The 18350-nt window shown below is 71.6% G+C and carries 15 protein-coding genes and 1 pseudogene; 3 read left to right on the forward strand and 13 right to left on the reverse strand.

What is annotated here, in order from left to right:
- Window positions 1–27 precede the first annotated feature (27 nt).
- Window positions 28–1275 (reverse strand): amidase family protein, encoded by a 1248-nt coding sequence (locus tag ACZ5VD_RS27270; RefSeq protein WP_468547686.1) that lies wholly within the window; start codon window positions 1273–1275, stop codon window positions 28–30.
- Window positions 1272–1850, reverse strand: a complete 579-nt coding sequence (locus ACZ5VD_RS27275; protein WP_468547850.1) for a DUF6668 family protein — start codon at window positions 1848–1850, stop codon at window positions 1272–1274. The genes ACZ5VD_RS27270 and ACZ5VD_RS27275 overlap by 4 nt, the downstream gene beginning before the upstream one ends.
- Window positions 1851–2118: 268 nt before the next feature.
- Between ACZ5VD_RS27275 and ACZ5VD_RS27280 the strand changes: the two genes are divergently transcribed.
- Window positions 2119–4053, forward strand: coding sequence for a DNA polymerase III subunit gamma/tau domain-containing protein (locus tag ACZ5VD_RS27280; protein ID WP_468547685.1), 1935 nt, complete (start codon window positions 2119–2121; stop codon window positions 4051–4053).
- 24 nt (window positions 4054–4077) lie between these two features.
- Here ACZ5VD_RS27280 and ACZ5VD_RS27285 read toward each other — a convergent pair whose 3' ends face one another.
- The 3 genes from ACZ5VD_RS27285 to ACZ5VD_RS27295 all read right to left on the reverse strand — a co-directional run bounded on the left by ACZ5VD_RS27285 (window position 4078) and on the right by ACZ5VD_RS27295 (window position 6298).
- On the reverse strand, window positions 4078–5028 hold the full coding sequence (locus tag ACZ5VD_RS27285; protein WP_468547684.1) for a M28 family metallopeptidase: 951 nt from the start codon (window positions 5026–5028) through the stop codon (window positions 4078–4080).
- 230 nt (window positions 5029–5258) lie between these two features.
- The gene (locus ACZ5VD_RS27290; protein ID WP_468547683.1) at window positions 5259–5723 is read right to left on the reverse strand and encodes a VOC family protein; all 465 of its coding nucleotides are present in this window, start codon (window positions 5721–5723) and stop codon (window positions 5259–5261) included.
- 131 nt (window positions 5724–5854) lie between these two features.
- Window positions 5855–6298, reverse strand: coding sequence for a winged helix-turn-helix transcriptional regulator (locus ACZ5VD_RS27295; RefSeq protein WP_468547682.1), 444 nt, complete (start codon window positions 6296–6298; stop codon window positions 5855–5857).
- A 165-nt stretch (window positions 6299–6463) separates the two neighbouring features.
- On the opposite strand from ACZ5VD_RS27295, the pseudogene ACZ5VD_RS27300 reads away from it, so the two are divergent.
- Window positions 6464–7543: pseudogene (locus tag ACZ5VD_RS27300) on the forward strand (MFS transporter); the annotation flags it as partial.
- A gap of 80 nt (window positions 7544–7623) precedes the next feature.
- On the opposite strand, the gene rarD reads toward ACZ5VD_RS27300, so the two are convergent.
- On the reverse strand, window positions 7624–8637 hold the full coding sequence (rarD, locus tag ACZ5VD_RS27305; protein WP_468547681.1) for an EamA family transporter RarD: 1014 nt from the start codon (window positions 8635–8637) through the stop codon (window positions 7624–7626).
- 164 nt (window positions 8638–8801) lie between these two features.
- Window positions 8802–9656 (reverse strand): SDR family oxidoreductase, encoded by an 855-nt coding sequence (locus ACZ5VD_RS27310; RefSeq protein WP_468547680.1) that lies wholly within the window; start codon window positions 9654–9656, stop codon window positions 8802–8804.
- Between the two features lie 465 nt (window positions 9657–10121).
- Here ACZ5VD_RS27310 and ACZ5VD_RS27315 point away from each other — a divergent pair, with 465 nt between their 5' ends.
- Window positions 10122–10679: a DUF6082 family protein gene (locus ACZ5VD_RS27315; RefSeq protein ID WP_468547679.1), complete on the forward strand. Its 558-nt coding sequence runs from the start codon at window positions 10122–10124 to the stop codon at window positions 10677–10679.
- Between the two features lie 78 nt (window positions 10680–10757).
- Here the strand turns inward: ACZ5VD_RS27315 and ACZ5VD_RS27320 are convergent, their stop codons facing one another.
- The 6 genes from ACZ5VD_RS27320 to ACZ5VD_RS27345 form a co-directional block, all read right to left on the reverse strand.
- Window positions 10758–10958, reverse strand: coding sequence for a hypothetical protein (locus tag ACZ5VD_RS27320; protein ID WP_468547849.1), 201 nt, complete (start codon window positions 10956–10958; stop codon window positions 10758–10760).
- 240 nt (window positions 10959–11198) lie between these two features.
- Window positions 11199–12278: a 2-oxoacid:ferredoxin oxidoreductase subunit beta gene (locus ACZ5VD_RS27325; protein WP_468547678.1), complete on the reverse strand. Its 1080-nt coding sequence runs from the start codon at window positions 12276–12278 to the stop codon at window positions 11199–11201.
- Window positions 12271–14196, reverse strand: coding sequence for a 2-oxoacid:acceptor oxidoreductase subunit alpha (locus tag ACZ5VD_RS27330; protein WP_468683625.1), 1926 nt, complete (start codon window positions 14194–14196; stop codon window positions 12271–12273). The genes ACZ5VD_RS27325 and ACZ5VD_RS27330 overlap by 8 nt, the downstream gene beginning before the upstream one ends.
- Window positions 14197–14485: 289 nt before the next feature.
- Window positions 14486–15145 carry a response regulator gene (locus ACZ5VD_RS27335; RefSeq protein ID WP_468547676.1) on the reverse strand — a complete coding sequence of 220 codons (660 nt, stop codon included), beginning with the start codon at window positions 15143–15145 and terminating at the stop codon, window positions 14486–14488.
- 189 nt (window positions 15146–15334) lie between these two features.
- On the reverse strand, window positions 15335–16693 hold the full coding sequence (locus tag ACZ5VD_RS27340) for a sensor histidine kinase (protein WP_468683626.1): 1359 nt from the start codon (window positions 16691–16693) through the stop codon (window positions 15335–15337).
- A gap of 235 nt (window positions 16694–16928) precedes the next feature.
- On the reverse strand, window positions 16929–18158 hold the full coding sequence (locus ACZ5VD_RS27345) for a sensor histidine kinase (RefSeq protein WP_468683627.1): 1230 nt from the start codon (window positions 18156–18158) through the stop codon (window positions 16929–16931).
- Window positions 18159–18350 lie beyond the last annotated feature (192 nt).

Genomic DNA, 18350 nt, shown 5'->3' on the forward strand with positions numbered 1-18350 from the left:
GTCAAGACACGCGGTCAAGGTACGTGGTCAAGGCGCGCGGTCAGTCCTCACGCCGTCGATGGTCCGCAGCAGCAGATCCTCCCGCCCGGGCGGCGCCACGAGTTGGAGCCCGACCGGGCACCCGTCGGGGCCGACCCCCGCCGGAATACTGACCGCAGGATGCCCGCTCAGATTGAACGCCCAGGTCAGAGCGGTCGAGTAGCGCTCACCCGGGCCCTCGTGGCCGTGCGGCGGGTGCGGGGTGGCGGGCGTCAGCAGCAGGTCCGTGCCGGCGAAGAGCGCGGCCAGGCGACGGTCGTTCGTCACCCGGGCGGGCCCGACGGAAGCCGGATCCGCGCCGGGGGAGCGGAGGGCGAGCCAGGCGCGCGCGGGGTCTTCGAGACGGAGGGGAGCGGACGGCCGTACGAGCCGTAGGGCGCCGGCGTCCGCGAGCCGCACCGCCGCCGCCCGGGCCACCGCGACGAGCTCCGGGTCGGGGTGCGCGAAACGCAGGTCGGCGGACCAGACGGCCGCCGGTACGGCGGGCGGGGCGGGGACGGGGACGGAGAGTGGGGCGGGGACGGGGACGGGGGGTGGAGCGGTGGTCGGGGCGGGATCTTCCGGGGCCGCGTCCGGGCTCCCCGACATGACCCGCCAGTACGCCGCCGCGTCCGACGCGCAGCGGGTGAGCACCCCGGGCGCCGTGAGCCCCGTACGGTCGGCCGTCGGCAACCGACCGTTCGTGACCTTCAGGCCCACCACACCGCACCACGCCGCCGGGATCCGCACCGACCCCGCCCCGTCGCTGCCGGTCGCGAGCGGCACCAGTCCGGCGGCCACCGCGGCGGCCGACCCGGCCGAGGAACCGCCCGGCGTACGGTCCGCGCGCCAGGGGTTGACGGTACGGCCATGGGCGCCAAGTCCCCAGGTCTGCCAGGGAGTTCCGGGTCCGGGCACGGACGTCGCGCCCACCGCCACGCACCCGGCCGCGAGCAGCGGAGCCGCCGCGCGCAGGCCGTACCGTCCCTTCACCCCGATCGGCACCCCGGCCAGCGGGCCACCGGGGAGCGGGCCGTCCGCCGCCGCGACCCGCGCGTCCACCCCGGCCGCCCGCCGCAGCGCCTCCTCGCCCCACACCTCGACGAACGCGCACAGTTCGGTGTCCGCCCGTCCGATCCGCTCCAGCGCCGCCGCGACCACGTCGACGGCCCGCACCGCACCCGACCGTACGGCGGCGGCGGTCTCCGTCGCGGAGAGCGCGGCGAACTCGGAGGTGACGCGGGTGCGGGGGGTCAACGCCCCGCCGTCGCCCCGGCGAGGCGGGCCAGCGCCTCGGTCTCCCTCGGCGGTGCCCCGCTCAGGTCGCCCAGGCGCCAGGCGGGCACCCAGGGCACACGGTGGAGGCCGATCGCCGCCTCGATGTCCTTGACGCGCTGGGCGAGCGGGCGGGGCAGCCGGCCGGGTGCGTCGGCGACCAGGACGAGTGCGGCGAGATCGAGGCCGGACGGGGCCCCGCCCTGCCGGAAGCGTTCCACGGCGCCCAGGGCCGCGTTCAGCCCGGACGCGTGGGTACGGGCGACCAGCAGGACCGACCGCGGGTCGGCGGGGCCCGGCCAGTCGCGTCCGCAGTCGTGGCCGCCGTAGACCGTGGCGAGGGTGGAGGTGCCGGCGCCGCCGTGCGCGCCGACGAAGGAACGACGCCCCGGTCCGGCCCCCGGCCCGCCCCCTGGTCCGCCCGTCAAGCCGCCCGTCAATCCGCCCGTCGGTCCGTTCGCCGGTGCGGGTACCGGTCCGCGGAGCCAGATCTCCGGCCCTCGCGGCCTCTCCATCCGTACGCCGCTCTGTATGCCCGCCCGCGCGTCCGTCCGCATCCCCGCGTCCTCCCTCGTCATCCCCGACACCCCCCTGCTACCCGGCACCGCGCACGGCATCCGGGAGGTGCCCTGACGTGGCGGGAGTTCCTGGAACGAGTCTGTGACGTCGCGGTGACGTGAGAACCGTGCGAGAACGGAGAGACTCGACAGTACGTGTACGACCGGATCTTGCGCCGAGGGTGCGGAAGCCCGACGCGGGAGGGAGCACCATGGAACCCGAACGTGTTGTCCGGCGACTCCCCGACGCATCCGAGTGAGGGAACCGATGGCTCGACTCAGCCGCGACAAGAAGCGGGGCCAGCAGCGCGCCGGGCACCCGGCCGCCCCCGTGGCGGCGCCGATCGAGGTCCACGTCCCGGCGTCCGGCCCCGGCGCGGGCGCCGCGTCGGTCGGTGGCGTACGGGTCGTCGCGGCCCCCGGCGAGGAGGTCCAGCAGGCCGTCCTCACCCAGCTCCACCACATGGCCTTCAGCACCGGCCACCCCGTCCACGCCGTGATCCACGACGAGCGCATCGGCTACGTCGTCCCCCTCCAGGTCGATCCGGACGGCGCGAGCCGCTTCACGGCGGACCCGGTACCGATGGCTCCGCCGGAGGAACGGGGACATGCGCCGGAGGCCGATCCCGGGCGAGCGGGGGAGCCGGAGTCCAACTCGGTACCGAGGCCGGAGGCGTCGGCACCGGCGTCGGGCTCGGGGGCGTCCGAGGCACCACCCGCGTGGGGTGAGGGTGAGCCCGGCAGGCCCGGGCCGTCGGCACCCTTCGCTCCGGCCGACGTGCCGGGCCCACCCGCACCACCGCCCGCACCACTGGCCGGCGTCCCGGCCTCCTCCGCCTTCCCCGATGCTCCCGCCGCCTCCACGGTCTTCGCGGAGCCCCGGCACGACCTGCCCACGCACCTGCCGCACCCGGTCGACGAGCCGGTGCGGGACGCGGCCCCCACCTTCCGGATGCGGACCGTGTCGGAAACGGGATCGGAAAAGGGGCCGGAGACGGGATCGGAAACGGGGTTGGAAACCGGGTCGGAGGGGGCGGCGGCGGAGGACACGCCCCCCGCCTCACCGCCGCCGACCGGCGAGACCCCGCAGACCTTCACCCTCCGAGCCCTCCCGGACCCACACCCCAACCACGCCCCCGGTACGGTCGCCCCACCGACCGGCGAGTTCGGCCCGCCCCCGGTGATGGACGCGTCGCGGGACGCCGTAGGTCACGCGGAATCCACGCGGCCCGCGGAGCCCGGGTGGCCCGCCGAGTCCGTGCGGCCCTCGGAGTCGGTGTGGCCCGCCGCGCGCGCGGAGTCCGAGGAGCAGGCGCGCTCCCCGTGGCCCGCCGAACCAGCCGAACCCGCGGACTCCGTGCAGCCGGCATGGCCCGCCGAACCCGCATGGCCCGGCGACCCCGCACGACCCGCGCAGTCTTCGCGGCCGGCGGACGCCACCCAGCCCCCGAACCGCGCGGACGCCGCGCGACCCCCGCGTCCCGCGGATCCGGCACAGCCCCCGCGCCTCGCGGACGCCGTACGACAGCCCCCGCACCCCGCGGGCTCCGTGCAGCCTCTACAGCCCCCGCAGCCCCTCACTCCTGCCCGTCCCAATCCGCTCGCCTCGTCCCTCTTCCCCGACCCCTCCCTGCTCGCCGACCCGGGCCCCGATCCCAGGCCGACCCCGCCCCGCGGCTTCGACGCGGTCGCCGAGGCCGTGCTCGGGGACGATCCGCTGACCGCCGTGTCCGGCGAGGGCGGTGCGCCCCCGTTGCTCGCGGAGCCGCTGGCGCGGATCAACGAGGCCGTGAAGGCGGGACGGACGGACCGGGCGGTGGAACTGGCGGACCAGACTCTGGAGCAGGCCTCCGGAACGCTCGGGCCGGAGCACCCGGAGGTGCTGCACCTGCGCGAACTGGCCTCCTACATCGCCTACTTGGCCGACGACCCGGTGCGCTCCTTCCAGCTCTCCCTCGACCTCGCCCACGCCCGCCGCCGGGCGCGGGACACGGAGGCCGCGTACGGCAACATCCAGAGCGCGTTCACCGCCTGGCGTGCCGTCCGCGACCCCTCACGGGGCCTGGAGCTGGGCCACGCGCTGATCGCCCTGTGGACCGAGCTGACGGCCGAGGGCGGTCCCGCCGCCGACGACATCGAGCAGTTGGAGAAGGCCCGCGCCCGGATGGGCCGCCTCACCGAGCGCGCGCAGAACGCCCGTTGAGACGGCCGGGGAGTTCCGGGAGCCTTACTCCGAGAGCTCCCACACCGCGTAGGCGAGCGCGTCGCTGTTCCGGTTCAGCGCCGTGTCGTTGATGTTGGCGGTCGTGTCGCACGACGAGTGGTAGCAGCGGTCGAACGCCTGCCCCGCCGTACCGCCCCACTTGGCCGCCTGCGCCGCCGACTTGGTGTTGCTCGCGCCGGTGAAGAGCCCGCCGACCGGCACGCCCGCGCTCTTGAAGGGCGCGTGGTCGGAGCGGCCGTCGCCCTCGGTCTCGATCTCGGTCGGGACGCCGAGGCCGGTGAAGTAGTCCTTGAAGGTCTTCTCGATGGCCGGGTCGTCGTCGTAGACGAAGTAGCCGGGATTCGGCGAGCCGATCATGTCGAAGTTCAGATAGCCGCTGATCCGTGAACGGTCCCCGGTGGCAAGGCGGTTGACGTAGTAGCGGGAGCCGACCAGGCCCAGCTCCTCCGCGCCCCACCAGGCGAACCGCAGATGCTTGGTGGGCTGGTAGGCCGCCCGGGCCACGGCGAGCGCGGTCTCCAGGACGGCCGCCGAACCCGATCCGTTGTCGTTGATGCCGGCGCCGGAGGTGACGCTGTCGAGGTGGGATCCGGCCATCAGGACCTGGTTCGCGTTCCCGCCGGGCCAGTCGGCGATGAGGTTGTAGCCGACGCGACCGGAGGAGGTGAACTGCTGGATGGTCGTGGTGTACCCGACGGCGTCCAGCTTGGCCTTCACGAAGTCGAGGGAGGCCTTGTAGCCGGCGCGGCCGTGGGCCCGGTTGCCGCCGTTGGCGGTGGCGATGGACTGCAACTGGGTCAGATGGGCCTTGACGTTGGCCACGGGGATGTCGGGCGCGGCGGCCACCGCGGGTTCGGCCGCGGGGGCCGCGCCGGCTATGGATCCGCCGGCCAGGAGCGAGAAGGCCGCGACGACGGCGGTGGCCGTGGCGCGTCCGGGAACCGAGAGCTTCATGTGGGGGGCTCCGAATTCCGTGGGAATCCTGTATCCACAGGGATTCCACAGTGAATGGGGTGCCTGGATCGTGAAGCTGAGCTTGACTCTCCGTCAAGGGCGCAATCAGGTCAGCGGTGTTCGTATACCGGACCGACGGGCCGGCGGGCCGACGGACTGGTGGAACGGCGGGCCGGTGGATCGGTGGCCGGGCGGTCCGTGGCGCGGTCGGGTCGTCCGCCCGCGACGGGTCAGTGCACGCAGAACTCGTTCCCCTCCGGATCCGCCATCACCACCCACTCGCCGCCCTGCTCCTTCACCTCCCGCAACACGCTCGCCCCGAGCCCTCTCAGCCGCTCGACCTCGGCCGCGCGCAGCCCCTCGCCGGGGTGCAGGTCGAGGTGGAGCCGGTTCTTGACGGTCTTCGCCTCCGGCACCCGCTGGAACAGCAGCCGCCGTCCGAGCCCGGTGCCGCTGTCCTCGTCGTACGGGTCGTCCGGATGCCGTACGGCGATCAGGTCCCGGAAGGCGAGCCGGGCGTCGTGCTCGACGGTGGCCTCGCGCGGCAGGGCGCCGAGCTCCAGCAGGCGCTCGATGAGCGCGTTGTTGTCCTCGGTCTCGTAGCGCAGCGCGCCGGCCCAGAAGTCGGCCTGCGCGTGCGGGTCGGCGGCGTCGATGACGAGCTTCCAGTGCACGGGTGCGGGTGTCTGCGTCATGCCCACCAGTTATAGCGGCCGGGTCTGACAACGCGGGGTCTGACAACGCGGGGTCCGACAACGCAGGGTCCGACCCGTGCCGGGTCCGACCCGTGCCGGGCCCGGACCGGTCCGCGTCCGACAACGCCGGTCTACGCCGGCGAACCGGCCTCCGCCGACCGCACGTCGTACGCCGCCCGCGCCACCGCGATCTCCTCCTGGTGCGCCTCGGTCCACTTCACCAGGGACTGGATCGTGGCGTGCAGGGTCCCGCCGAGCGGCGTCAGTTCGTAGTCCACCCGCGGCGGTACCACCGGATGCACCGTCCGCTTCACCAGCCCGTCCCGCTCCAGCGAGCGCAGGGTCACGGTCAGCATCCGCTGGCTGATGCCGTCGATCTCCCGTCGCAGCTCGGTGAACCTGAGGCGCCGGTGCTCCAGCAGGGCGATGACCAGCAGCGACCACTTGTCGGCCACCCGGTCGAGGATCTGCCGTACCTGGCAGTCCTCCCGGGTGTCCCACTGGAAGGGGTCGGCATCGCCGTAGTCCACGGTGCCCGCGCAGTTACTCGGTGACTTTGAAGTGCCTTCTTCCATGTCCGTCGATGCTGCCGCACGCTGAGGTCGGTTACAAGAGGGAACCGACCCTCACTCCCGTAACCACCCCTCTTCTTGTGGAGCACTGCCATGGGCACACGCGCGCGGGCGCTGCTACTCGTCCTCTGCGGAACGATCTTCCTGGAGGGCATCGACGTCGCGATGATGGCCATCGCGATCCCGTCGATCAGATCCGATCTGGGACTCACCACCGGCACCGCGGCCTGGGTGATGAGCGCCTACGTCCTCGGGTACGCCGGGTTCACCCTGCTCGGCGGCCGGGCCGCGGACCTCCTCGGCCGTCGCCGGATGTTCCTGGTCTGGCTGACCGTCTTCCTGCTCTTCTCGGGCCTCGGCGGCTTCGCGACCGAGGGCTGGATGCTGGTCGTCGCCCGGTTCGTGACCGGGGTGTCCGCCGCGTTCATGACCCCGGCCGCACTGTCCCTGATCACCACGTCCTACGAGGAGGGCCCCCGGCGCGACAAGGCGCTGCTGGTCTTCGCCGGCACCGCGGCCGGCGGTTTCTCGCTCGGCCTCGTCGTCGGCGGCCTGCTCACCGAGCTCGGCTGGCGCTGGGTGTTCTTCGCGCCGGTGCTGCTGGCGGGCGCGCTGCTGGCGGCGGCCGTACGCCTGGTGCCGCGGCAGCCGGTCCCGCCCGTCCGGCGCCGGGGTTTCGACCTGCCCGGCGCGCTGACCGCCGCCGGCGCCATGCTGCTGGCCGCCTACGCCGTCGTACGCCTGGAACACGGCCTCGACGGCTGGTCGCTCACCGCGGCGGCGGCCCTCGCGGCGCTGCTCCTGGCCCTCGTCTTCGTCGCCGTCGAGCGGCGCACGGCCGCCCCGCTGGTCCGGCTCGGCATCCTGCGCACGGGCTCGGTGGTGCGCGCGGACCTCGGCGCCCTGCTCTTCGTCGGGGCCTTCTTCGGCTTCCAGTTCGTGGTGACGCTGTATCTCCAGGAGCTGCGCGGCTGGTCCTCGCTCCGGACGGCGATCGCCCTGGTGATCATGGGCTGCGACGCGGTGCTCGCCCCGACCCTCACCCCGAGACTGGTCGTCCGCTTCGGCAACGCCCGGGTGACCGTCGCCGGCTTCGCGCTGGCAGCCGTCGCCTACGCGCTGTTCCTGCCGGTCGGCATGGACTGGTCGTACGCCGCGATGTTCCCGACGCTGATCATCGCGGGCACGGCCTTCGCGCTGGCGTACGGGCCGCTGACGATCGCCGCGACCGACGGGGTCGCCGACGCCGAACAGGGCCTGGCGAGCGGACTGCTGCACACCGCGACCCAGTTCGGCTCGGCGATCGGCATCTCGGCGGTGACCGCCGTCTACGGCTTGGCGTCCACGGGGTCGGGCCCCGAGGCCACACTCTCCGCCTTCCGTACGGCACTGCTGGTGCCCGTCGGGATGGTGACGCTGGGCCTGTTCGTCTCGGCCCTCAGCGCGAGGGAGGTCCGGCGGGCGGTGCGCAGCGCGTCCCAGGTGAGCAGTGTCAGTGCCAGCCAGACCAGCGCGAATCCGGCCCAGCGTTCGGGCGGCATGGCCTCGTGGAAGTAGAAGATGCCCAGCAGGAACTGGAAGACCGGGGCCAGGTACTGCAGCAGCCCCAGCGTGGACAGCGGCACCCGGATCGCGGCCGCGCCGAAGCAGACGAGGGGGATCGCGGTGACGATGCCGGTCGCGGCGAGCAGGGCCGCGTGGTCCGCGCCCTCGGTGGCGAAGGTGGAGTCGCCCTGGGCGCCGAGCCACAGCAGATAGCCGAGCGCGGGCAGGAACTGGATCGCGGTCTCCGCGGCCAGCGACTCGACTCCGCCGAGGTTGACCTTCTTCTTCACCAGGCCGTAGGTCGCGAAGGAGAAGGCGAGGGTGAGGGAGATCCACGGCGGCCGGCCGTAGCCCACGGTGAGCACCAGCACGGCGGCGACACAGACGCCGACCGCCGTCCACTGCACGGGCCGCAGCCGCTCCTTCAGGAGCAGGACGCCCATCGCGATGGTGACCAGGGGGTTGATGAAGTAGCCGAGCGAGGCCTCGACGACGTGACCTGAGTTCACAGCCCAGATGTAGACGCCCCAGTTCACGGTGATGACGGCCGCGGCCACGGTGATCAGTGCGAGCTTGCGCGGCTGCCGCAACAGCTCGCCGGCCCACGCCCAGCGCCGGATGACGACGAGCGCGACGGCCACGAAGGCCAGGGACCACACCATCCGGTGGGCGAGGATCTCCACCGATCCGGCGGGCTTCAGCAGCGGCCAGAAGAGCGGGACGAGCCCCCACATCCCGTACGCCGCGAAGCCGTTCAGCAGTCCTATGTGCCGCTCACCCCTCGGCTTCCCGCTCACGGGCCCCTCCTTCTCACGTCCTGCTCGCCTGCAAGAAGGTAACGCCGGGCGCCCCCGCCTGTCATGCCCGTATCGGCATACGGTCATGACAGGCGGGGGCGCCGGTTCCCACCGCGGATTTCACGGCACTACGGACACCGCACAGGCGCTACCTGCTCCGAGGGTCAGCCCTTGACCGCGGCGCCGATCGTCTCGGCGAACGGGGTGGTCGGACGGCCCGCCAGCCGGGAGAGATCGCCGCTGTCGACGACCAGCTCACCCTTCTCGATGGAGGCGTCCACGCCGGCGAGGATCGCGGCGAACGGCTCGGGCAGCCCGGCACCGGTCAGGATGCCGATGAGAGCCTCGGGCGGGACGGCGGAGTACACGATCTCCTTGCCGGTCTGCCGGCTCAGCTCGGCCGCGTACTCGGCGAAGCTCCACGACTCGTCGCCGCCCAGCTCGTACGTCTGGTTCTCGTGGCCCTCGCCGGTCAGTACGGCGACCGCGGCGGCGGCGTAGTCGGCGCGCGCGGCGGAGGAGACCCGGCCCTCGCCGGCGGCCGCGACGACGGCGTTGTGCTCCAGCACCGGGGCGAGGTTCTCGGTGTAGTTCTCGTGGTACCAGCCGTTGCGCAGCAGCGCGTAGGGCACGCCGGAGGCGAGCAGGGCCTCCTCGGTGCCGCGGTGGTCGTCGGCCAGCGCGGCGGTCAGGCTGCCGGGGGCGCTGGTGTAGGCGAGCAGCGCCACACCGGCCGCCTTCGCGGCGTCGATGACGACCTTGTGCTGGCCGACACGGCCCTTGTCGAACTCGTTGCCCGACACGAGCAGCACCTTGTCACCGGCCGAGAACAGCCCGTCGAAGGAGGCGGGGGCGTTGTAGTCGGCGAGCGCGATCCTCACCCCACGGGCCGCGAAGCCGGAGGCCTTCTCCGCGTCGCGGACCACCGCGGTGATCTGCTCGGCCGGAACCTTCTCCAGCAACTGCTCCACGACGTGGCGACCCAGGTGTCCGGTGGCTCCGGTGACGACAATGCTCATGATCTGCGAACTCCTTCTGCGGGGGTGCGGGGCGTCTGCGGCACTAACCCTAGGAGGTGCGCTAACTCTGCGAAAGTACCCACTTTGAAGTGAGGTACTGGTGTTCAGGTAAGTACCCAGGCAGGGCCTTGTCGCGAGGTCACGGAACAGGTGGCGGAGTACGCCGTGCGCTCGGGGGCGGACGACGGAGGTGCGAGAGGCATATGACGCGCGTAAGAGGCGCTCTGAGCAGGGGTAACGCTCTCCGGTGCCCCCGTCTGAAGGAATGCGGACGGCGCCAGGGGGCACACATATGTCAGGGCGTCGGACGCTTGAAGCGGCACGTCCATCCGTGCGCCCCCTCTCCGCCTCCCGCGCCGCCTCAAGTCGCCGGGCACGCTGGATGCGGAGTGCTGCACCCGCCGTGTGCCATCCGCGATGCCACCCTTCGGCGCACGGTCACCGGATCCAGGGGGATGCCTTGACATGGCCACACAGAAACGGCCCGCACGCAGTATCGGTTCTGCGGCTGCTGCGGGACTCGGCCTGATGCGGGCGTTCTTTGCTCGTGGCCCTCGTCGACGACGACAGGAGGACATCCTGGCCGAACTCCTGCACCAGCTCACCCTCATGACCGAGGAGATCCACCGGGCGAACCTGATCCAGCAGTACCGCCTCACCGTGGACCAGATGGACCGGATGGTCGACGATCCGACCCTGGCCGACGCCGCGAGCACCTTGCAGGGTCTGTCCGAGGTCAGACGACGTCAGATGATCTTCGCCAACCGGCAGTACGGCAACCTGCTGCTGGCCCACCGGGTCGGGGTGTGCGACTGGGACGAACTGCTCGGGCACCTGCGCGTGCTGTGCCGCAACGGGGCGTTCGCCGAGTACTGGGACCGCACGGTCGAACACCGGAGAAGTCTGCCGGGGGACTCGACGGAGTCGCGGGTCGGTACGGCCGTCGACATCATGCTCGAGGAGTTGGCCGACGACCCGGACGAGTGGTGGATCGTCGGCCCCACGTCGGAGCCGCGCTCCTGAGGGGCGATCGGCCGCGGAAAGGGCCCGGGTCTGGTGACCAGGGCCCTCTGTCCGTCGTGCGGTCCGGCGTGTGGTCGGTCAGGCGTCGGGGATGTCGCGCTTGGCCCGGATGAGCGTCTCGCGGTCGATCACGACGATCCGCTCGTAGTCGGCCCGCGCCGCGTCGGGCGGGAGCAGGGAGTCCAGGGCGGCGGTGGCTTCGGTGCCGATGACGGCGAAGTTGCCGTCGCTCAACTCGAAGACGTCGGGGCAGGTTTCGGCGGTCTGACTGCCCCGCATCTTGGGGGGATCGCCGAGACGGCGCAGAACACTGAGAGCGGGGATTTCGCGGGGCACTCGGAGCCTTCTCTGGACAGAGCGCTCCAGAGAGGCGCTTCAGTGGACCGTCTTTCGCGCGGCACTTCGCGCGGCAGAAGATTATCCCAACCGCCTTACCGGGTTGCACCGTTCCCGGGTTTTTTCCCCCGTTCGCAGCACGCGCCGCGCGCCCCTTGACTCAGTGTTTCCGGGCCCCCGCCATCACCCCACCACCGTCCACGTATCCCCACCCGCCAACAGCGCCCCCAGATCCCCCTTGCCGTTCTGCTCGACCGCCGAGTCCAGCTGTTCGGCCATCTGTGTGTCGTACACCGGGCGTTCCACCGAGCGCAGTACCCCGATCGGGGTGTGGTGGAGGGTGTCCGGGTCGGCCAGGCGGGAGAGGGCGAAGGCGGTGGTCGGGGAGGTCGCGTGGGCGTCGTGGACCACGATGTCGGCCTCGTTGTCCGGGGTCACCTCGACCACCTTCAGGTCACCGGTGGCCGGGTCGCGGACGACACCGCGGGAGTCGTCCGTGCCGAAGCGGATCGGCCGGCCGTGCTCCAGCCGGATCACCGCCTCCTGGGCCTGCTGCCGGTCCTTCAGCGCCTCGAAGGCGCCGTCGTTGAAGATGTTGCAGTTCTGGTAGATCTCGATCAGCGCGGTGCCCTGGTGGGCGGCGGCCTGGCGCAACACCTCGGTGAGGTGCTTGCGGTCCGAGTCGACGGTGCGGGCCACGAAGGACGCCTCCGCGCCGATCGCCAGGGACACCGGGTTGAAGGGGGCGTCCAGGGACCCCATCGGGGTCGACTTGGTGATCTTGCCGACCTCGGAGGTGGGGGAGTACTGGCCCTTCGTCAGGCCGTAGATCCGGTTGTTGAAGAGGAGGATCTTCAGGTTGACGTTGCGGCGCAGGGCGTGGATGAGGTGGTTGCCGCCGATCGAGAGCGCGTCGCCGTCACCCGTCACCACCCACACGCTCAGATCGCGCCGGGACGCCGCCAGGCCCGTCGCGATGGCCGGTGCGCGGCCGTGGATGGAGTGCATGCCGTACGTGTTCATGTAGTACGGGAAGCGGGAGGAGCAGCCGATGCCGGAGACGAAGACGATGTTCTCCTTGGCCAGGCCCAGTTCCGGCATGAAGCCCTGGACGGCGGCGAGGATGGCGTAGTCGCCGCAGCCGGGGCACCAGCGCACTTCCTGGTCGGACTTGAAGTCCTTCATGGACTGGCGTGCCTCGGCCTTGGGCACGAGCGAGAGTGCCTCGATCGTGTCCGTGCCTTCTGTGGACGTCTCAGCCATCGATGGCCTCCTTCAGAGCCGTGGCGAGCTGTTCTGCCTTGAACGGCATGCCGTTGACCTGGTTGTAGGAGTGGGCGTCGACGAGGTACTTCGCCCGGACGAGGGTGGCGAGCTGACCGAGGTTCATCTCGGGGATCACCACCTTGTCGTAGCTCTTCAGGACGGTGCCGAAGTTGCTGGGGAAGGGATTGAGATGGCGCAGATGGGCCTGCGCGATGGACTCGCCGGCCGTGCGCAGCCGGCGTACCGCCGCGGTGATGGGGCCGTAGGTCGAACCCCAGCCCAGGACCAGGGTGCGGGCGCCGTGCGGGTCGTCGACCGCCAGGTCCGGCACGTCGATGCCGTCGATCTTGGCCTGGCGGGTGCGGACCATGAAGTCGTGGTTGGCGGGATCGTAGGAGATGTTCCCGGTGCCGTCCTGCTTCTCGATGCCGCCGATGCGGTGCTCCAGGCCGGGCGTGCCGGGGACGGCCCAGGGGCGGGCGAGGGTCTGCGGGTCGCGTTTGTACGGCCAGAAGACCTCGGTGCCGTCGTCCAGCGTGTGGTTGGGGCCCTGGGCGAACTGCACCCGCAGATCTGGGAGTTCGTCGATGTCGGGGATGCGCCAGGGCTCGGAACCGTTGGCCAGGTAGCCGTCCGACAGCAGCATCACCGGTGTGCGGTACGCCAGCGCGATGCGGGCGGCCTCCACGGCCGCGTCGAAGCAGTCGGCCGGGGTGCACGGGGCCACGATCGGCACCGGCGCCTCGCCGTTGCGGCCGAACATCGCCTGCAGGAGGTCGGCCTGTTCGGTCTTGGTCGGCAGACCGGTCGAGGGGCCGCCGCGCTGGATGTCGATCACCAGCAGCGGCAGCTCCAGGGACACCGCGAGGCCGATCGTCTCCGACTTCAGGGCCACGCCCGGACCGGACGTCGTGGTCACCGCCAGCGAGCCGCCGAAGGCCGCGCCCAGTGCCGCGCCGATGCCGGCGATCTCGTCCTCGGCCTGGAAGGTGCGGACGCCGAAGTTCTTGTGCCTGCTCAGCTCGTGCAGGATGTCGGAGGCCGGGGTGATCGGGTACGAGCCCAGGAACAGCGGCAGGTCCGCCTGTCGGGACGCGGCGACCAGCCCGTAGGACAGGGCCAGGTTCCCGGAGATGTTGCGGTAGGTGCCGGTCGGGAACGCCGTCGTCGCCGGGGCGATCTCGTAGGAGACCGCGAAGTCCTCCGTCGTCTCGCCGAAGTTCCAACCCGCCCGGAACGCCGCGATGTTCGCCGCCGCGATCTCCGGCTTCTTGGCGAACTTCGTGGTCAGGAACTTCTCCGTGCCCTCGGTCGGCCGGTGGTACATCCACGACAGGAGGCCGAGCGCGAACATGTTCTTGCTGCGCTCGGCCTCTTTGCGGGTGAGGTCGAAATCCTTGAGGGCTTCCACCGTCAGCGTGGTCAGGTGCACCGGATGGAGGTGGTAGCCGTCGAGCGAGCCGTCCTCCAGGGGCGAGCCGGTGTATCCGACCTTCTGCATCGCCCGTTTGGTGAACTCGTCCGTGTTGACGATGATCTCCGCGCCGCGCGGCAGATCGGCGACGTTCGCCTTCAGGGCCGCCGGGTTCATCGCCACCAGGACGTTCGGGGCGTCGCCCGGAGTGAGGATGTCGTGGTCGGCGAAGTGCAGTTGGAAGGAGGAGACGCCGGGCAGGGTGCCGGCGGGGGCGCGGATCTCCGCCGGGAAGTTCGGCAGGGTCGAGAGGTCGTTGCCGAAGGACGCTGTCTCCGAGGTGAAGCGGTCGCCGGTGAGCTGCATACCGTCACCCGAGTCGCCCGCGAAGCGAATGATCACCCGGTCCAGGCGGCGGACGTCCTTCACGCCCGCCGCTTTGCGCTGCTCTCCCACGATGGTTCCGTCGGCCTGTTCCGCTGGGCTACTGACCTGCGTCACTGAACTGGACCTCCCTAGAGGCGGCTGTCTGGGAGCGGCCTTCCCGCAGGCCCTCCCAGGATCAACCCTACGACCGTGAGGGTCGCCTTCCCTGGGTCATTCGCATGATGGACACGCTTTTGAGACGGTTAAGCACCCTGACTTGTCACGATTTACCCGCCCCCCGGCGCTTTCCTTGAAGACGCTCTCGCGCCTTCACCGGTTCTCGCTCGCTCGGTCTCGCTCGGAGGCCGACTCCGCGGACCGGGGCCGCCGCCCGTCCCGTCCCGCCTGACAGGGTGTCAGACGGTCAGGAGTTCAGGTAGGTGAGCACCGCCAGGACGCGCCGGTGGTCTCCGTCGCTCGGGGACAGCCCCAGTTTCAGGAAGATGTTGCTGACGTGCTTCTCGACGGCTCCGTCGCTCACGACCAGCTGCCGCGCGACGGCCGAGTTGGTCCGGCCCTCGGCCATCAGACCCAGGACCTCGCGCTCCCGCGGGGTGAGTCCCGCGAGCACGTCCTGCTTGCGGCTGCGCCCCAGCAACTGCGCGACGACCTCGGGGTCCAGTGCCGTACCCCCCTGGGCCACCCGCACCACCGCGTCCACGAACTCACGCACCTCGGCTACCCGGTCCTTCAGCAGATAGCCGACCCCGTGACTGGAACCGGCCAGCAGTTCGGTGGCGTAGCGCTCCTCCACGTACTGCGACAGCACCAGCACCCCGAGCCCCGGATGCGCCTTGCGCAGCTGTACGGCGGCCCGGACCCCCTCGTCGGTGTGCGTGGGCGGCATCCGGACGTCCGCGACGACCACGTCCGGCAGCTCGCCCTGCGCGTCCAGCTCCGTGATGGTCTTGACCAGTGCCTGTCCGTCTCCCACGCCGGCCACCACCTCGTGCCCGCGGTCGGTCAACAGCCGGGTCAGCCCCTCCCTGAGCAGCACTGAATCCTCGGCGATGACCACACGCACTCTGTCCTCCACGACTTTCGGCCCCCCACAGCCCCCGAACACACGCCCGACCGGACGACGAAGTCCAGCATTCCAGGATTGGGACCCGTGCGGGCCCGGGCAGCGGGAATCAGCGGGAATCAGAGGTGGCACACACACGGGTGCGGGCGGCGGGGTGAGACACCCCGCCGCCCGCACCGCCCGTTCCGGTCACCGCAGCGACGGCTCCGTCCGCCAGGGCAGTTCCGCGGTGATCCGGGTGGGTCCGCCCGGCGGCGAGTCCACCACCAGGATCCCGTCCACCGCGTCCAGCCGCTCCGCGAGCCCGGCCAGCCCCGACCCGGCGGTGGTGTCCGCGCCGCCCACCCCGTTGTCCACGACCTGGAGCATCAGCCGGTTCTCCACCCGCCACACATCCACCCCGGCCCAGGTGGCCCGCGCGTGCTTGCTGATGTTCTGCAGCAGCTCCGACACGGTGAAGTAGGCGATCCCCTCGATGGCCGCCGCCGGCCGCGCCGGCAGCTCGACCTCCACCTGCACCGGCACCGTGCACCGCGAAGCCACCGACGACAGCGCCGCGTCCAGCCCGCGGTCCGTCAGCACCGCCGGATGGATCCCGCGCGCCAGGTCCCGCAGCTCCTGCAGCGCCGTCTTCACCTCACCGTGCGCGTCGTCCACCATCCGCGCCGCCGCCTCCGGGTCCTCCGTCAGCTTCTCCTTCGCCATCCCCAGATCCATGGCCAACGCCACCAGCCGGGCCTGCGCCCCGTCGTGCAGATCCCGCTCGATGCGCCGCAGGTCCGCCGCGGCGGTGTCGACGACGATCCCCCGGTCCGACTCCAGCTCCACCACCCGCGCCGACAGCCGCGTCGGCCCGAGCAGCCCGTGCACCATGACCCGGTCCACCATCGTCAGCGCCCGCACGATCCACGGCGTGGCCATCGTGAACAGCAGCCCCACCAGCGCCGTGACGACGATCTCGAACGGGTTGTCGAGATAGACGTGGTGGCCTTCGGCGCCGTACAGCTGAAGCCCGTCCTGCCCGCCGTACATCGGGAAGAGCCAGAACCACAGCGGGTACGTCATCAGCGTCCAGCCGAGGGCGAAGAAGTTCACCGCGACGACGAACGAGAACACCGACCACGGCAGGTAGATCAGCGAGTACAGCAGGGTGCGCCACGAGGTGCCGCTCTTGAGGACGGCACCCATCCACGCCACCGCGCCCGGCTTCTTCATCCGCAGCGGCTCCGGGTTGTCCACCTCCAGACCCAGCAGCCCGCGCGCCCGGCCCCGCTCCAGCGCCCCGAACCCCCGGCAGCCGGCCAGCGCCGCCGCCAGCACCGGAATGCCGAGGAACGTCACCAGCAGACCCGCACCGAGGGAGACCATCGTGACGGCGTACGTGAACAGCACGATGCCGATCGGCAGGCCCAGCAGTACGTAGGCCAGCTCGCCCCAGCTGCGTGCCGCGAACGGCGCCCGCAGCGCGGCGGGCAGCCGATGCCGCCGCTCGCCGGCGAGATCGAGCCCGCTGTCGTGCCCGTAGCCCTGTCCGTAGTCCGTGGCCATCGGCGTCGTCCGTTTCTACTCGTCCTGAAGCGTCCTGAAGCGTCCTGAAGCGTCCTGAAGCGTCCTGAAGCGTCCTGAAGCGTCCTGAGGCGTCCTGGGGCGGGATTCCCCTCGCCCCGAGGCGGGCGCGGATCCTGCTGGTCCCGTCCCGAGCGGTGCCGTCCTACCACCAGACTGCTCGGCCGCAGGTCCGCGGACCATGGAGTCCGTCGGCGTCTTGGGAGGGGGGTTTTCCCTACCTCCCGGAGCCCCAGGCCCCCTGCGACTCCCGGGCGTCGAGCGACCGGTCCCGCCACGGCAGTTCCGCGGTGACCACGGTCGGCCCGCCCGGCGGCGAGTCGATGACGAACAGACCGTCCACGGCACCCAGCCGGTCGGCGAGACCACGCATGCCCGTACCGCCGTCGAGGCGGGCACCGCCGCGGCCGTCGTCCCACACCTGGATGAGCAGCCGGTCGTCGGTCCGCCACACGTCGACGGACGCGGTCCGCGCCCCGCTGTGCTTGCTGATGTTCTGCAGCAGCTCCGAGACGGTGAAGTAGGCGATGCCCTCGATGGCCGCGGCCGGCCGGGCGGGCAGATCGGCCGTCACCTTCACCGGCACCGTGCAGCGCGTGGCGACCGAGGACAGCGCCGCGTCCAGACCGCGGTCCGTCAGGACGGCGGGATGGATGCCCCGGGCCAGATCCCGCAGCTCCTGCAACGCGAGCTTGACCTCGCCGTGCGCCTCCGCGACCATCTCCGCCGCCGTGTCCGGGTCCTCCAGCAGCTTCTCCTTGGCCAGGCCGAGGCCCATGGCCAGATTCACCAGCCGGGCCTGCGCCCCGTCGTGCAGATCCCGCTCGATCCGCCGCAGATCGGCCGCCGCCGTGTCCACCACGACCCCCCGGTCCGACTCCAACTCGGCGATCCGCCGCTCCAGTTCGTCGGACGGCGACAACAGACCGCGCACCATCGCCCGGTCCACGTTGGTCAGCCCCCGCGCGATGAACGGCAGCACCGGCCACAGCACGAACAACGAGGTCAGGGTGAGGGTGAAGGTGAGGACACCCCAGGGCAGCCGGACGAAGTCGTACAGCACCGTGCGCCAGCCCACCGGGTCCTTGACGCTCATCCACAGCTGCGCGAAGAAGCCGTTGCCGCGGCCGCGCAGAGGGAGCGGGCTCGGCTCGTCGATCCGCACCCCGAGCAGCTTCCTGGCCCGCGCCCGCTCCAGCTTGCCCAGCTGCCGGGCACCGAGCAGCCCGGCCGCCAGCAGCGGGAAACCGATCACCGTGACGGTCAACCAGAAGCCGGTGACCAGCACCGTCATGACATAGGTGAATCCGAGCAGCGCCACCGGAAGGTTCGCCAGGAGGTGCGCGATCTCCTTCCAGGTGTGCCGGTCGAAGGCGAAACGGACGGGCGGCAGGCGCTCGCTGTCCGCTTCCCCGCGGGAGATCGAGGACGGAAGACGTTCGGTCATATGGGCTAGCGTGCCGCGCCGCGGGCCGCCGCGCCATGAGGTGGGCCGCCGCGTTGCGCCGGGGGAAAACCCCACCTCGGCCACCTGTGGCGCCTGCGGGGGTTTCGGCCGTGGATCCGGCCGTGGATCCGGCCGTGGCTCCCGTCCGGTTCGGGCCGTGGTTTCCACCGAGGCGTGACGGGCTGCTTACCC

It is taken from the genome of Streptomyces sp. NPDC032822 (assembly GCF_055578825.1).

Coding starts and splice junctions, on each gene's coding strand:
- ACZ5VD_RS27275 (WP_468547850.1), bottom strand. CDS start 1,850: ATGCGGACGGACGCGCGGGCGGGCATACAGAGCGGCGTACGGATGGAG.
- ACZ5VD_RS27280 (WP_468547685.1), top strand. CDS start 2,119: ATGGCTCGACTCAGCCGCGACAAGAAGCGGGGCCAGCAGCGCGCCGGG.
- ACZ5VD_RS27285 (WP_468547684.1), bottom strand. CDS start 5,028: ATGAAGCTCTCGGTTCCCGGACGCGCCACGGCCACCGCCGTCGTCGCG.
- ACZ5VD_RS27290 (WP_468547683.1), bottom strand. CDS start 5,723: ATGACGCAGACACCCGCACCCGTGCACTGGAAGCTCGTCATCGACGCC.
- ACZ5VD_RS27295 (WP_468547682.1), bottom strand. CDS start 6,298: ATGGAAGAAGGCACTTCAAAGTCACCGAGTAACTGCGCGGGCACCGTG.
- ACZ5VD_RS27310 (WP_468547680.1), bottom strand. CDS start 9,656: ATGAGCATTGTCGTCACCGGAGCCACCGGACACCTGGGTCGCCACGTC.
- ACZ5VD_RS27315 (WP_468547679.1), top strand. CDS start 10,122: ATGGCCACACAGAAACGGCCCGCACGCAGTATCGGTTCTGCGGCTGCT.
- ACZ5VD_RS27320 (WP_468547849.1), bottom strand. CDS start 10,958: ATGCGGGGCAGTCAGACCGCCGAAACCTGCCCCGACGTCTTCGAGTTG.
- ACZ5VD_RS27325 (WP_468547678.1), bottom strand. CDS start 12,278: ATGGCTGAGACGTCCACAGAAGGCACGGACACGATCGAGGCACTCTCG.
- ACZ5VD_RS27340 (WP_468683626.1), bottom strand. CDS start 16,693: ATGGCCACGGACTACGGACAGGGCTACGGGCACGACAGCGGGCTCGAT.
- ACZ5VD_RS27345 (WP_468683627.1), bottom strand. CDS start 18,158: ATGACCGAACGTCTTCCGTCCTCGATCTCCCGCGGGGAAGCGGACAGC.